This is a genomic window from Ruegeria sp. AD5 (genome assembly GCF_056542345.1).
Window position 1 is genome coordinate 634,128 of the sequence record NZ_JBQFZR010000002.1, and the last position, 13,942, is coordinate 648,069.

Sequence of the window (13,942 nt, forward strand, 5' to 3'; positions counted from 1 at the left end):
CATGAACATACTGGTTCTATGCACCGGCAACTCGGCTCGGTCGATTCTGCTGGAGTCGCTCTTCAATCACACCGGCGAAGGGCGTGTACGCGCCTATTCAGCAGGCTCCAACCCGACCGGGAAGGTGCATCCGCAATCCTTGACGCTGCTTGGTGCCGAAGGCCATGACGTCCGCGATGCCCGCTCTAAAAGCTGGGATGAGTTTGCAGCAGAAGATGCTCCGGAAATGGACATAGTGATCACGGTTTGCGGCTCAGCCGCCGAAGAGACATGCCCCGTCTGGCCCGGCGCGCCCGTACGCGCGCATTGGGGTGTCGAGGACCCAGCCGCCGCGTCTCAGTCAGACTGGGAAACCGCCTTTAGGACCGCATATGACATTCTTGGGCGCCGCGCCGAAGCACTTCTGGAGCTGCCCATTGAAACCATGGACAGCGTTGAACTCTCGGCCCATCTCAAACGTATAGGAGCCCTGCTGTGAGCGCCCGCCAATACTTTGCCGAATTCCTCGGAACCGCCTTCCTGCTGATCGGCGTTGTCGGATCAGGCATCATGGCGCAAACCTTGTCCGACGGGAACATCGCGCTGGCGTTGCTGGCCAATGCAATTGCGACCGGCTGCATCCTTTACGCTATCATCACTACGCTCGGCCCTGTCTCGGGCGCTCACTTCAACCCTGCAGTGACATTGGCCTTTGCGCTGCGCGGTGAACATCCCTGGCGTGCGGTCACCCCTTACATGCTTGTTCAGATTGCCGGAGGTATCGCGGGGGTCTGGGCCAGCCATTACATGTTTGACCTGCCGATTCTGCAAACTTCGGAAACGATGCATCGTACCGGGGCACATCAGTGGTTTTCGGAGATTGTCGCCACTTTGGGTTTGCTCTTTGTGATTTTCGGCGGAATTCGGCACAAGCCGGACACGGTACCAGCCCTTGTGGGCCTCTATATTACCGGCGCCTACTGGTATACGTCTTCCACAAGTTTTGCTAATCCGGCCGTTACAATCGCAAGGGGCTTTACGGATACCTTTGCGGGGATATACCCTGCGCACATTCCGATGTTCATAATTATGCAGTTAATTGCTGTATTTATCGGACACAAAATACTGAACTGGTTATTCGAACCAGCAGAATAACGGACCGGCCGCCACTCACTTTACAGCAGGTCCGTGGGCCCGTTGCGGTATCTCCGCAGCGGGTTTTTTGCATCTTATCTCCCGACTCCGGCTGCGACATTTTGTCATGTCTGCAGCAACGCACGGCGCTCCGTAGGCTGTCTTGGGGGAGAGCAATCCTGAAACACCAACTAAGGAAGGCTCGCAGATGCTAAACTGGGCTGATCTGACGCAAGACTGGGACGCGTCATATGCGCGTGCAAAACGTAGGTTTCCGAACCTGCGGGATAGGGATATGGCGCGCGTTGGCGAAGATCGCAAACAGTTCGAAGCTTACCTGGCCGAGCGTCACCACCTGACCGTAAACGAGGCGCGCGAAGAGCTTGAGGATTTCCTGTTCACCGAAGCATTGAACCGCGAAGCGGCCCAAGCCCTAAGCAAGTGACGTCACCCACAGGATCGTCGCATCCTCATCACTGACCGAAATGACGTTATGCCCCATGCTGCCGTCGTAATAAGCGCTGTCGCCGCGGCGCATTTCGACCGGCTCATAGAACTCGGTAAACAACCGCACCACTCCGGTCAGGACATACAGAAATTCCTCACCATCGTGACGCACCCAGCCGTCAAATTCTTCCATCGAGCGTGCACGTACACGGGCGCGATAGGGCAGCATCTGCTTTTTGGTCAGCGTTTCTGCCAGCAACTCATGTTCGTAGGTGGTGGTCGCATGGGCCGCACCCCCGCCCATCTTGGTCACTGCCATTCGACCGATCACCTGATCGCGTTGTGGCGGCGTAAAAAGCTGAGGCACCGAAATCTCCAATCCGGTCGCCAGCTTTTTCAAAGCATCATAGGTCGGAGACATCTGACCATTTTCGATCTTGCTGAGTGTCGACCGAGCCAGACCCGCCTGACTCGCCGCCTGTTCCAGCGTCCAGTTGCGGGCTTTACGCAGTTCGCGCACGCGCGCGCCCAGATCGACCGGCTCCAACTCGGTGTTGACACCATTGTCGCGGGCAATTCTGACGATAGATTTATGATCATTGGTGGCCATGGGTCTTTCTATAGGGCGAGCATGCCCTGCTTGCAACGCGCCTCGCACGGGGATAGCCAGTTCTCATGTTGTCGATCTTTGATCAGGGGCCGCCTACGCCCTACCCGCGCCCATTCAATCTTGCCGCGCATGTGCTGCGCCATGCGAAAAGTTCAGCTGAGAAGACCGCACTTTCGGTGCTGGGATCGGATGGTGCAACAGACTGGACCTATGGCGATCTGCATTCGGCGATAATGGGCACCGGTTCAGGATTGCTGCAGAGCGGCCTTCGCGCCCAAGACATTGTTCTCATGCGATTGGGCAATACCGTCGATTTTCCGATCGCCTATCTGGGCGCAATCGCCGTGGGGCTGGTCCCCGTGCCCACCTCATCACAACTGACCGAGCAAGAGACCGCAAAGATCGTCGACGATCTGAAACCCGCCGCCATTTTGCGAGATCCCCAGGTCGCCTGCGCGGCGCACCCGGATCAGGTCATGCTGCCTGAACTGGCCCGGATGCGATCACTGCCGCCTGCAAGTTTTGCCATGGGAGATCCCGAGCGGCTTGCCTACGTGGTCTACACTTCGGGCACTTCGGGCAAACCCCGTGCGGTTGCGCATGCGCACCGCGCCATCTGGGCTCGGCAGATGATGGTCGACGGCTGGTATGGCCTGAAATCCTCGGACCGGCTGTGCCATGCGGGGGCATTCAATTGGACCTACACGCTGGGCACCGGCTTGATGGACCCTTGGGCCATTGGTGCAACGGCTCTGATCCCTGAACCCGGGACAGACATACGCGATCTGCCTGCCCTGTTGAAACAACATCGTGCCACCATCTTTGCAGCCGCACCGGGGGTCTTTCGGAAGATGATGCAAAGTGACACGCAGCCCGGCCTTCCCGATCTGCGCCACGGCCTTTGCGCCGGGGAAAAGCTGTCGCGACACCTGCATGAAAAATGGGTGCAGTTCACCGGCACCGAGCTTTATGAGGCTTACGGCATGTCCGAATGCTCGACCTTCATCTCATCCAGCCCAAGCCACCCGGCACGCGGCACAGCGTTGGGGCAGCCGCAGCCCGGGCGTCGGATTGCCATCCTCGGGCCGGATGGCCCTGTGCCACAAGGTCAGGAAGGTACAATAGCCGTACATCGCGAAGATCCGGGCCTGATGCTGACCTATCTGAATGCCCCCGACGAGGCCGCTGCTCGGATGCAGGGGGATTGGTTCCTGACCGGTGATCAAGGCGCGATGGCGGTTGATGGGCAAATCACCTATCTGGGTCGAGATGACGACATGATGAATGCGGGCGGATATCGCGTTTCCCCGGTCGAAGTCGAGGCGGCCTTATCCACCCATCCCGAGATCACCCAGGTCGGGGCGGCTACGGTTGAGGTAAAACAGAACAGTTCGATCATCGTTGCCTTCTACACTGGCCCCGAAGAACTGGACGCGGCGGACCTGCACGCCTATGTGTCTGACAAGTTGGCGCGCTACAAACAGCCGCGTGCCTTTGTCCATCTGCCCGCCTTGCCCACCGGAGGCAACGGCAAACTTCTGCGCCGCGCCCTGCCGGCCTATTTCAAGGCGACGTCCGAATGACACACACTGTAAAGCTCGACATCATGTCCGATCCGATTTGCCCCTGGTGCTATATCGGCAAGACCCATCTGGACAAAGCGCTCGCCGAAGTGCCAGACCACCCCTTTGTGATCGAGTGGCACCCCTTTCAGCTGAACCCCGATATGCCCGACGAGGGCATGGATCGGCGCGAATACCTTGAACGGAAGTTCGGCGGCAAGGACGGAGCAGTTCGCGCATACGCTCCCGTTGTCGAACATGCCGAAAACGCAGGTTTGAATATCGATTTCGAAGGCATGAAACGCACGCCCAACACGCTGGATGCCCACCGCCTGATCCACTGGGCGGGGATTGAGGGCAAGCAGGAATCCGTGGTCGATGCACTCTTTAATGCTTACTTCGTCGAGGCGCGTGATATTGGAGATCATGAGGTGTTGGCTGATGTCGCCGACAGCGTCGGCATGGACGCAGCGGTCGTACTGAAACTGCTGCAGTCAGACGCCGACCGAGAAGATATCCGTAACCGCGACAGCCATTCACGCGAAATGGGCGTAAATTCGGTTCCCACATATATCGTTGCAAACCAGCACGCCGTTCCGGGCGCGCAACCTCCTGAATTGTGGGCAAAAGTGATCGCTGAGATCATGTCTCAGATTGAGGCTTCCCCTGCAGAATAGCACATACCCCTGTGCATTTCTGATCTAGTCCAACCCGAAACGCCGTGATAGCGCATTCGGGAAGGAGTTCCCCATGGCCGACCGCATGTCCCGGGGCGAATTCATTGCGTTGATCGCGATGATGTTCGCCACGATAGCCTTTTCGATCGATTCAATGCTGCCAGCCCTGCCCGAGATCGGCGCAGAGCTCAGCCCCTACGATCTGAACAAAGCACAGTTGATCTTGACCTCTTTTGTGCTGGGCATGGGGATCGGCACATTCTTTACTGGGCCAATTTCCGATGCGGTCGGGCGCAAGCCGGTGATTTATGGCGGTGCTGCTCTCTATATACTGGCCTGCGCCGTTGCGTGGTCCAGCTCATCGCTTGAACTGGTGCTGGCTGCGCGCATCGCGCAGGGCCTCGGGGCGGCCGGGCCGCGCGTTGTGGCCATGGCAATCATTCGCGACTTGTTTTCAGGGCGCGAGATGGCGCGCATCATCTCGATCGCGATGATGATCTTTACTCTGGTCCCCGCCGTGGCACCGCTGCTAGGCGCAGGCGTTATTGCACTGGTCGGCTGGCGCGGCATCTTTGTGTCCTTCATCATATTCGCCACGATCATCGTGATCTGGATGGCCACGCGCCTGCCTGAATCTCTGGCGCCCGAAAACCGACGCCCCTTCCGCCTGCCCCTGATGATTGCGGCAGTGCATGAGATGTTCGCACACCCCACCGTACGCCTCTCGATCCTGGTGCAGACCCTTTGCATGGGGTTGCTGTTCACCATGCTAACGATGGTTCAGCCGGTTTTTGACGTCATCCATGATCGGGCAGACAGCTTTCCCTTCTGGTTCGCCTTCGTGGCGCTGATCTCGGGTTCGGCCAGCCTTTTGAACGCCGCCGTGGTCGTACGCGTCGGGATGCGCCGTATGGTGACCTGGGCCTTGGGCGCGCAGATTCTGATCACAAGCGCCGTCATCATCCTGAACATGACACCACTTTCACCGGGCGCGTCATTTGCTGTTTTTGTGGCGTGGCAGACCTCGATCTTCTTTATGGCCGGTGTAACCATGGGCAACCTGAACGCCATTGCCATGGAACCTATGGGTCATATCGCGGGAATGGCTGCCTCGGTCATTGGATCGATCGCCACAATTCTGGCGGCTGCCATCGCGGCCCCTATTGGGCTGTTATTTGACGGGTCGATCACACCGCTGACGACCGGAGTACTGACGATGTGCATGCTTGGCTTCGGCCTGATGCTACATATGGGCCGGATCGAAAACAGACTGCCCGCCTGATCTGTGCAGAGCCGCTGAAACACGCTAACCTTCCCGCAAATCGTGGGGGGGCGCCATGAGCGACTATTATGATCTGGGCACGTATTCCTGTGCCGTCACCACAGCATCACCCGAAGCGCAGCTTTGGTTCGATCGCGGATTGGTCTGGACGTATGGCTACAACCACGACGAAGCGATCACGTGCTTTCAGAAAGCTGCCGAGATTGACCCGGATTGCGCCATGGCCCATTGGGGCGTCGCCTATGCAGCAGGCCCAAACTATAACCTGCCGTGGGAATTGCGGGACGATCAGGGCCAGGCCAAATCACTGGCCATCGCCTATGATGCAACACAGAAGGCGCTGTCGCTGCTCGACGGGTGCACAGCGGTTGAGCAAGCGTTGATCCGCGCCCTACCCTCCCGATACCCTCAGCGTGACCCCATCGAAAACATGCACCAGTGGGACTATGACTATGCGGATGCGATGCGCGCCGCATTTGCCGAACAGCCTGATGATCTGGACCTGCGCACGATCCATGTTGAGGCGCTGATGAACCTCACCCCGTGGCAGATGTGGGACCTGAAAACGGGTCAACCGGCCGAGGGTGCCGCGACCCTTGAAGCGCAAGACGCTTTGGAGAGCGCTATGGTCAATGACCCGGCGTCGATGTCTCATCCCGGTCTACTTCACCTATATGTGCACCTGATGGAGATGTCGCCGACGCCAGAAAAGGCGCTGCAGGCCGGAGACATCCTGCGTACACTCGTACCCGATGCCGGTCACCTGGTGCATATGCCGACCCATATCGACGTGCTGTGCGGCCACTATCACAACGTTGCCTACTGGAACGAAAAGGCCACCGAGGCCGATCTGAAATATTATGAGCGTGAAGGCGCGTTCAACATTTATACCGGCTATCGACAGCACAACTATCACTTCACTATCTATGGCGCTCTGTTTCTCGGTCAGATGGAACCAGCCCTGCGGGCTAATCAGGGCCTGTGGGACACCACGCCCGAAGATATGCTTCGGATCGAAAGCCCGCCCATGGCGGATTATTTTGAAAGCTACATGTCCATGGGCCCGCATATCCTGATCCGCTTTGGCCGCTGGGAAGAGGCCAAGGCACTGAATTTGCCAGACGACCCTGACCTTTATCGCACTTTGACAGCAACAACACATTATGCTCGCGCCATCGCCCATGCGGCCACTGATGAGGTGGCGCAAGCCGAGGCCGAAGAGCAGTTGTTCCTTGCCGCAAAAACCTGCGTGCCCGAGACCCGCCGCCTGCACAACAATCGGGTCATCGACCTTCTGGAGATCGCAGCGGAAATGCTGCGCGGAGAAATCGAGTATCGCAAAGGCAACTACGAGATTGCCTATGCACATCTACGCCGCTCGGTCGAATTGGATGACACGCTGCCCTATGACGAGCCATGGGGTTGGATGCAACCAACACGCCATGCGCTTGGTGCGTTGTTGTTCGAACAAGGGCATGTGAACGAGGCCGAGGCAGTCTATCGTGAAGATCTAGGCTTGGGTGGCACGCTCAGCCGCGCCTCGATCCACCCTGACAATGTCTGGAGTTTGAAGGGTTTGCATGATTGCCTGAAAGCACGCGGCGAGACAGTAGAAATCCGCCAAATCAAGCAACGCCTTGATCTTGCCTTGGCGCGCGCGGACCGCACCGTCGGCGCGTCATGCTTCTGTGCCCAAGCCGCCATGAGGGCTGCGGAATGAAGCTATTCCTTTTGGTGGCAGGCCTGCTGCTTGCCACTCCAGCGCTGGCACAGCGCCAGACCTTTCCACCTATCGACGAGGCAGGTCAAAATCCATCACTGGTCGCATTCCGAGCTGACTTGCTGGCGAAAATCGAGGCACGCGATACCGATGCAGTTGTCGCCGCCGCTTGTCCCGACATCTATCTCAGTCACGGCACAGCAGGTGGACCGGAAGAGTTTCGCACCAACTTGACTGTGCCTCCGGAAACGCTTGGTGAAGAATTTAAGGACGAGGCTGCGGAGCTACGTGATTTTTACTGGTCGCAATTGCAGCAAACGGTTTCCCAACCGGGATATTTTGACGATCAGGGTGAATTCTGGATGCCGCACTATTGGCGGATCATTCTTCCCGCTACAGTGGACCCTTTCACCGCCTTCTACGTTTCGGGCGAAAGCATCACACTGCGTCAGGCACCGTCTCGTGGCGCGCCCATCCTCGCGCTGATCAGTCATGAAATCGTGATCGTCCCTGACTATCAACCTGATGGGGAATACCAGAAAATCAGACTGACCGATGGGACATCGGGCTACTTACTCAGCGATTTTCTGACATCGATGGTTGGCTACCGCGCTGCGTTTGTTAAATCCGATACGGGCGACTGGCAAATCTGCACTTTTGTGACGGGGGACTAGGCTTTCGCCTTTTTCTTCACAGCCACGACCTTTTCGGCCAGATCACGGGCGATGGCAAACGCACCTTTGATCTTGTCGCTGTCCTTCTTCCAGTCGCGCCGCACAACGATCTTGTTGTCCTTGACCTTGGCCAGCCCGCGTTGGTTCTGAATGAACTCGACCAACCCCTCGGGTGAGGCGAACTTATCATTGTGGAACTGTATCGTTGCGCCCTTTGGCCCGCCGTCCAGCTTGGCGATCCCGGCGCGTTTGCACATCGCCTTGATGCGCACGACAAGCATCAGGGTATTCACCTCTTTCGGCAGGCTGCCGAAGCGATCGATCAGTTCGGCGGCAAAGCCCTCTAGTTCCACTTTCGTCGACAGTGACGACAGGCGGCGGTAGAGGCCCAGACGCACGTCCAGATCGGGCACATAATCCTCGGGGATCAGAACCGGGACACCCAGATTGATCTGCGGCGCCCATTGGTCATCGGCATCCGACAGCCCCTCCATCTCGCCGGCTTTGATCTTGGCAATCGCCTCTTCCAGCATCGATTGGTAGAGTTCGTAGCCCACATCACGCATCTGGCCGGACTGTTCCTCACCCAGCAGGTTGCCCGCACCACGAATGTCGAGGTCTTGCGAAGCCAGTGTGAACCCGGCCCCGAGCGTATCCAGCGAGCCCAGAACCCGCAACCGTTTCTCAGCCGTCGCCGTCAGGCGCTGGCGCGGTTTGGTGGTCAGATAGGCATAGGCGCGGGTTTTTGAGCGCCCCACCCGCCCCCGGATCTGATAGAGCTGCGCTAGGCCAAACATATCCGCCCGATGCACGACCATCGTGTTGGCAGTCGGGATATCCAGCCCGCTTTCGACAATCGTGGTGGCTAGCAGAACGTCGTATTTACCGTCGTAGAACGCGTTCATCCGGTCATCAAGCTCACCCGCAGCCATCTGCCCGTGTGCGACCACGTAGGATAGTTCAGGCAACTGCTCTTTCAGGAATTCCTCGATCTCAGGCAGGTCAGAGATGCGCGGCACCACATAGAAGCTCTGCCCGCCACGATAATGCTCGCGCAGCAGCGCCTCACGGATCGTTACCGCGTCGAATTCGCTAACATAGGTGCGGATCGCAAGCCGGTCGATGGGGGGCGTGCCTATGATCGACAGATCACGCACGCCTGTCAGGGATAGCTGCAGAGTTCGTGGGATCGGTGTCGCTGTCAGGGTCAGGACGTGCACGTCCGAGCGCAGCTGTTTCAGCCGTTCCTTGTGGCCCACGCCGAAATGCTGTTCCTCGTCGATGATCAGCAGGCCTAGATTATTGAACCGTATCCCTTTCGCCAGCAACGCATGGGTGCCGATCACGATATCCACCGTGCCCCGCGCCAGCCCGTCTCGGGTTTGCTGCGCCTCTTTGGCCGAGACAAAGCGCGATAATTGCCGGACCTCCAGCGGGAAACCCCGGAAGCGTTCCTTGAAGGACGCCGCGTGTTGCCGCGCGAGCAACGTGGTCGGTGCCACAATGGCAACCTGTACGCCCGACATCGCGGCGACAAAGGCTGCGCGCATGGCGACCTCGGTCTTGCCAAAGCCTACATCGCCACAGATCAGACGATCCATCGGCGCGCCGGAATGCATGTCTTCCATCACCTCGGAAATCGCGCGCAACTGATCGTCGGTCTCCTGATATGGGAAACGCGCGCTGAACTCTTCCCATGCATGTGGCGGTGGGTCCATGACAGGAGCTTTCCGCAGGGCTCGTTCGGCGGCGATGCGGATCAGCTTGTCCGCCATTTCGCGGATGCGCTCTTTCAGCTTGGCCTTCTTTGCCTGCCAAGCGCCACCACCCAAGCGATCAAGCAGCCCTTCGTCATGGCCATATTTCGAAAGCAGTTCGATGTTTTCGACCGGCAAGTAGAGTTTGGACTGTTCAGCATATTCCAGCAGCAGGCATTCATGGGCGGCCCCCGCAGCCGTAACGACCTCCATCCCCTGATACCGCCCGATCCCGTGGTCAACATGCACCACCAGATCACCGGGCGACAGCGACTGCGTTTCAGTCAAGAAGTTCTCGGCCTTGCGGCGTTTCTTGGGTTGGCGGATCAGACGGTCGCCCAGAACGTCCTGTTCCGAGATCACGGTCAGATTGGGCGCTTCAAACCCGTGTTCCAATGCCCAAACCGCAAGATGCAGGCCGCGCTTTCCAACCCGGGTCCCGTCGGTCACCGGGATTGCCTCGGCCAGGCCTTCATCTTCGATCAAGCCGGTCAGTCGTTCACGAGCGCCTTCGGAGTAAGAGGCAATGAGGACCGGCCCCTTGTCCATCTTTTCGGTGATATGCGCCGCCAGAGCGCCAAACAGGCTGATGCTTTCCTGCTGACGTTCGGGTGCAAAGTTGCGCCCGATCCGTCCGCCTGCATCAATCACGCCCGGACCACTCGCCTGCGGCAGCGGGCTGAACTGCAAAACGCGAAGATCGCCCACTGCATCTTCCCATGCAGCATCGTCCATATAGAGCAGACCGGGAGGCGTCGGTTTATAAACCGTATCCATACGCGAGCGGTTTTCCAAAGCCAGCTTTCGCGTCTCATACTGATCCGCAATCGTATCCCAGCGCGCCAGCCGAGCAGGCGTGACCTGATCGTCAAGCGAGATTGAGGCCCCTGGAAGATAATCGAACAGCGTTTCCAGCTTTTCATGGAAAAACGGCAGCCAATGCTCAATCCCCTGGTGCTTGCGACCTGCGGTGACAGCTTCGTATAAGGGATCATCCGTACCCGCGGCGCCGAATTCGATGCGATAGTTCTGACGGAATCGGGTGATGGCGGCTTCGTCCAGTATGACCTCGGACACCGGGGCAAGCTCGACCACATCAAGTTTTTCAGTCGTTCGCTGCGAGACAGGATCAAACCGGCGTGCACCATCCAGAACATCCCCGAACAAGTCCAGCCGCACGGGACCGCTCTCACCGGGTGGGAAGATGTCGATGATACCGCCTCGGATAGCGTAGTCTCCGGGCTCCATCACCGTGGGGCTTTGGGTAAAGCCCATGCGCACCAGAAAGTTGCGTAGGGCATCTTCGTCGATGCGCTGATCTACGCGAGCGGTGAATGCGGCCTCTCGCAACACTGCACGCGCGGGTACCCGTTGGGTCGCGGCATTGAGCGTGGTAAGCAGCACGAACCGCTGCGGCATCTGATGCACCAAAGCAGCCAATGTTGCCACGCGGGCAGCAGAAATGTCGGCGTTGGGCGACACCCGATCATAGGGCAAGCAGTCCCATCCGGGGAATACAAATACGGGCATGTCCGGGGCAAAAAATGCCAACGCTGCACGCATCGCCTCCATCCGTTTGTCATCGCGGGCGATATGACAGACTGGACCGCCCGAGCGCGCGATCTCATTCAGCACAAGCTGTGCATCAAACCCCTCGGGGCCGCCGCCGACTGTTATGTGGTTCGGAGCCGTCATTACCTTGCCTTTCAGGGACTACTAACCCAGCACACCAATCGAAATGTTCTGATACATTCCCCAGAACGCAGTGATCAAGATCGAGAACATACCGATGATCTGAGTAAAGGTCCGACTGCGCGTCAGCGTTTTGGAAACATTTTCTACGGTCGCTTCTTGAATCTGCAATCGACGCGCTGCCGCAATACTGATCATCATGACAAAACACATCGGGAGCAGAAGCAGGAATACGGCCTGTGCGAATTCCACGTCGTAGAAGAATCCCAACGTCGCAAGGCCTGTCAAAACAAAACAGCAAATTGCCATCAATACCAGACCCGAGGTTTCGACGATGTACAACACTCTGTTCGAGTTGATCCGCGCGACATCCAGAAGGTCTTGTTCTGATTGACCACCCACACGACGGGCGCGCATCACCAGATCATAGGGCACCCCCATCGTCCAGTGGCTGGCAGATGACCAAAGAACGGCCAGACCGATCCAGTACCACAGATTCGAAAAGCTCCGCATGTCGATGAGTTCGAAAATCGAAGAGTATATGTCCAAGCGTCTGCCCTTTGTTCAACGTCCGCAGGGACCGTCATCGCAGCGATGCGTCCATTGTTACCCTTGAGACCACCGGGAATTCATGCCACCCAATGCGCAATTGTTCAAGGAGAGTGCGCCATGAAACCGACCATCGCCCCATATCCCCGGACCCGTTTCCGCCGGGCCCGCCAATCCGAGGCGATCCGGGGTCTGGTACGCGAGAACACCTTAACTGTGAATGACTTTATCTGGCCTGTTTTTGTGCGCGACGGTGAAAATATCGAAGAACCCGTCCCGTCGATGCCCGGGGTCGTGCGACGCTCGGTCGACCTGGTCACCAAAGCCGCGGTTGAAGCGCAAGCCCTTGGTATTCCTGCAATATGTATTTTCCCATACACCGATCCGAGCCTGAAAACCGAGGATTGTGCCGAGGCCTGGAACCCCGACAACCTGTCCAACCGCGCCATTCGTGCGATCAAGACCGCTGCGCCCGAAATCGCGGTGATGACGGATGTGGCCCTGGACCCCTACAACATCAACGGCCATGATGGCTATGTGGTCGATGGCGAGATTGTGAATGACCAGACTGTTGAGGCGCTGGTGAAAATGACGCTGGCGCAGGCCGAAGCCGGAGCTGACATCATCGGCCCGTCCGACATGATGGATGGCCGTATCGGCGCCATGCGCAGTGCACTTGAGTCGGCTGGTCACCACAATGTCATGATCCTGAGTTATGCCGCCAAATATGCCAGCGCTTTCTACGGCCCTTTCCGCGACGCCGTTGGGGCATCAGGCGCGCTGACCGGTGACAAGAAGACCTATCAGATGGACCCTGCCAACTCGGACGAGGCCCTCCGTCTGATCGAGCGTGATCTGACCGAGGGTGCAGATATGGTCATGATCAAACCGGGGATGCCATACTTGGATATCTGCCGACGGGTCAAAGACAGCTACGGTGCGCCGACCTATGCCTATCAGGTGTCTGGCGAATATGCGATGATCCAAGCCGCTGCACAAAACGGTTGGATCGACGGCGAAAGGGTGATGCTGGAAAGCCTACTGGCCTTCAAGCGCGCAGGGTGTGACGGCATCCTGACCTATTTTGCACCCGAAGCCGCGCGCATCCTGCAGGGCTAACACCTCAGATTGTCGCAATTTTTCGCCGATTTGCTGCGTGCGCAGCACAGCTTTCCCGTGACAGGCCGGTGCAATCGGCGTATTCTTGCAGACAAGATCGGGAACACCCGACATTTCAGGCACATACACAGAGACAGAGAAACATGAGCAGTTCAAACTCCCCCCGACTTAGCCGTCGCGGTTTTGCTTTTGGCATGGCCGGACTGACGCTGACCGCCGCCTGCGGCAACGGCGTTGGCAACTCCAACGCAGTCACACTCGACGCGCGCGTCGACGCGACGCTGAACGAGATGTACAGCAAGTATCCCAACACCGTTGAGATTGCCAACAAGGCCAACGGAATGTTGGTCATGCCACTGATTACAGATGCCGGATTTATCTTTGGTGGCGCCTATGGTCAGGGTGCACTGCGTATTCAGGGCGCGACGGTCGACTATTATTCCGCCATCTCCGGTACTGCGGGCCTGCAGATCGGCGCACAGCAATATGCGCATGTTCTGTTCTTTATGACCGAAGAGGCCTTGAACGATTTCCGCCGCTCCAGCGGTTGGACGGCCGGTGCAGATATCGGATACGTCGTCGACGCGACCGGAGAATCCTTGTCGACCGACACCACTCAGTTGCGCAAACCCGTGCTGGCCGCAGTCTTTGGACAAGCGGGTCTGAAGTTCGGCGCGACGGTCGAAGGCACCAAATATACGCGCATCATCCCCTAAGACCCAAGATACCACCCTCCCCCC

13 protein-coding genes are annotated in these 13,942 nt (G+C 58.1%); 10 read left to right on the forward strand and 3 right to left on the reverse strand.

From position 1 onward, the window contains the following. Nucleotide 1: 1 nt before the first annotated feature. The 3 genes from ACR0JG_RS11715 to ACR0JG_RS11725 all read left to right on the forward strand — a co-directional run bounded on the left by ACR0JG_RS11715 (nt 2) and on the right by ACR0JG_RS11725 (nt 1,558). On the forward strand, nt 2-478 hold the full coding sequence (locus ACR0JG_RS11715) for an arsenate reductase ArsC (RefSeq protein WP_170800676.1): 477 nt from the start codon (nt 2-4) through the stop codon (nt 476-478). Next, nucleotides 475-1,134: an aquaporin gene (locus tag ACR0JG_RS11720; protein WP_170465314.1), complete on the forward strand. Its 660-nt coding sequence runs from the start codon at nt 475-477 to the stop codon at nt 1,132-1,134. Before ACR0JG_RS11715 ends, ACR0JG_RS11720 begins: the two co-directional genes overlap by 4 nt. 187 nt (nt 1,135-1,321) lie before the next feature. Further along, entirely contained in the window at nt 1,322-1,558 is a 237-nt protein-coding gene (locus ACR0JG_RS11725) for a hypothetical protein (protein WP_170396893.1), read from the forward strand. Here ACR0JG_RS11725 and ACR0JG_RS11730 read toward each other — a convergent pair. Continuing rightward, nucleotides 1,547-2,170: an XRE family transcriptional regulator gene (locus ACR0JG_RS11730; RefSeq protein WP_170396891.1), complete on the reverse strand. Its 624-nt coding sequence runs from the start codon at nt 2,168-2,170 to the stop codon at nt 1,547-1,549. The genes ACR0JG_RS11725 and ACR0JG_RS11730 overlap by 12 nt on opposite strands. Before the next feature lie 65 nt (nt 2,171-2,235). Between ACR0JG_RS11730 and ACR0JG_RS11735 the strand changes: the two genes are divergently transcribed. The 5 genes from ACR0JG_RS11735 to ACR0JG_RS11755 all read left to right on the forward strand — a co-directional run bounded on the left by ACR0JG_RS11735 (nt 2,236) and on the right by ACR0JG_RS11755 (nt 8,085). Beyond that, nucleotides 2,236-3,753: a class I adenylate-forming enzyme family protein gene (locus tag ACR0JG_RS11735; protein WP_480569908.1), complete on the forward strand. Its 1,518-nt coding sequence runs from the start codon at nt 2,236-2,238 to the stop codon at nt 3,751-3,753. Next, nucleotides 3,750-4,409, forward strand: coding sequence for a DsbA family oxidoreductase (locus tag ACR0JG_RS11740; protein ID WP_170406071.1), 660 nt, complete (start codon nt 3,750-3,752; stop codon nt 4,407-4,409). Before ACR0JG_RS11735 ends, ACR0JG_RS11740 begins: the two co-directional genes overlap by 4 nt. 73 nt (nt 4,410-4,482) lie before the next feature. Further along, complete coding sequence (locus ACR0JG_RS11745; protein ID WP_170636174.1) at nt 4,483-5,691, forward strand: multidrug effflux MFS transporter; 1,209 nt, start codon at nt 4,483-4,485, stop codon at nt 5,689-5,691. A 55-nt stretch (nt 5,692-5,746) separates the two neighbouring features. Next, the gene (locus ACR0JG_RS11750) at nt 5,747-7,411 is read left to right on the forward strand and encodes a hypothetical protein (RefSeq protein WP_480569913.1); all 1,665 of its coding nucleotides are present in this window, start codon (nt 5,747-5,749) and stop codon (nt 7,409-7,411) included. Continuing rightward, nucleotides 7,408-8,085, forward strand: coding sequence for an SH3 domain-containing protein (locus ACR0JG_RS11755; protein ID WP_480569916.1), 678 nt, complete (start codon nt 7,408-7,410; stop codon nt 8,083-8,085). Before ACR0JG_RS11750 ends, ACR0JG_RS11755 begins: the two co-directional genes overlap by 4 nt. Here ACR0JG_RS11755 and mfd read toward each other — a convergent pair. Both mfd and ACR0JG_RS11765 read right to left on the reverse strand, forming a co-directional pair. Continuing rightward, nucleotides 8,082-11,537: a transcription-repair coupling factor gene (gene mfd, locus ACR0JG_RS11760; RefSeq protein WP_480569920.1), complete on the reverse strand. Its 3,456-nt coding sequence runs from the start codon at nt 11,535-11,537 to the stop codon at nt 8,082-8,084. The two genes, ACR0JG_RS11755 and mfd, sit on opposite strands and share 4 nt — an antisense overlap. A 21-nt stretch (nt 11,538-11,558) precedes the next feature. Next, a complete protein-coding gene (locus ACR0JG_RS11765; RefSeq protein ID WP_480569923.1) occupies nt 11,559-12,083 on the reverse strand; it encodes a component of SufBCD complex in 525 nt (174 codons plus the stop codon). 120 nt (nt 12,084-12,203) lie between these two features. Here ACR0JG_RS11765 and hemB point away from each other — a divergent pair, with 120 nt between their 5' ends. Together hemB and ACR0JG_RS11775 are read left to right on the forward strand one after the other, a co-directional pair. Next, nucleotides 12,204-13,202, forward strand: a complete 999-nt coding sequence (gene hemB, locus ACR0JG_RS11770) for a porphobilinogen synthase (RefSeq protein WP_480569926.1) — start codon at nt 12,204-12,206, stop codon at nt 13,200-13,202. Nucleotides 13,203-13,345: 143 nt separating this feature from the next. Further along, nucleotides 13,346-13,918, forward strand: coding sequence for a lipid-binding SYLF domain-containing protein (locus tag ACR0JG_RS11775; RefSeq protein ID WP_170396874.1), 573 nt, complete (start codon nt 13,346-13,348; stop codon nt 13,916-13,918). The last annotated feature ends 24 nt before the right edge of the window (nt 13,919-13,942 follow it).

Coding starts and splice junctions, on each gene's coding strand:
- hemB (WP_480569926.1), top strand. CDS start 12,204: ATGAAACCGACCATCGCCCCATATCCCCGGACCCGTTTCCGCCGGGCC.
- ACR0JG_RS11715 (WP_170800676.1), top strand. CDS start 2: ATGAACATACTGGTTCTATGCACCGGCAACTCGGCTCGGTCGATTCTG.
- ACR0JG_RS11730 (WP_170396891.1), bottom strand. CDS start 2,170: ATGGCCACCAATGATCATAAATCTATCGTCAGAATTGCCCGCGACAAT.
- mfd (WP_480569920.1), bottom strand. CDS start 11,537: ATGACGGCTCCGAACCACATAACAGTCGGCGGCGGCCCCGAGGGGTTT.
- ACR0JG_RS11775 (WP_170396874.1), top strand. CDS start 13,346: ATGAGCAGTTCAAACTCCCCCCGACTTAGCCGTCGCGGTTTTGCTTTT.
- ACR0JG_RS11750 (WP_480569913.1), top strand. CDS start 5,747: ATGAGCGACTATTATGATCTGGGCACGTATTCCTGTGCCGTCACCACA.
- ACR0JG_RS11745 (WP_170636174.1), top strand. CDS start 4,483: ATGGCCGACCGCATGTCCCGGGGCGAATTCATTGCGTTGATCGCGATG.
- ACR0JG_RS11740 (WP_170406071.1), top strand. CDS start 3,750: ATGACACACACTGTAAAGCTCGACATCATGTCCGATCCGATTTGCCCC.
- ACR0JG_RS11735 (WP_480569908.1), top strand. CDS start 2,236: ATGTTGTCGATCTTTGATCAGGGGCCGCCTACGCCCTACCCGCGCCCA.
- ACR0JG_RS11725 (WP_170396893.1), top strand. CDS start 1,322: ATGCTAAACTGGGCTGATCTGACGCAAGACTGGGACGCGTCATATGCG.
- ACR0JG_RS11755 (WP_480569916.1), top strand. CDS start 7,408: ATGAAGCTATTCCTTTTGGTGGCAGGCCTGCTGCTTGCCACTCCAGCG.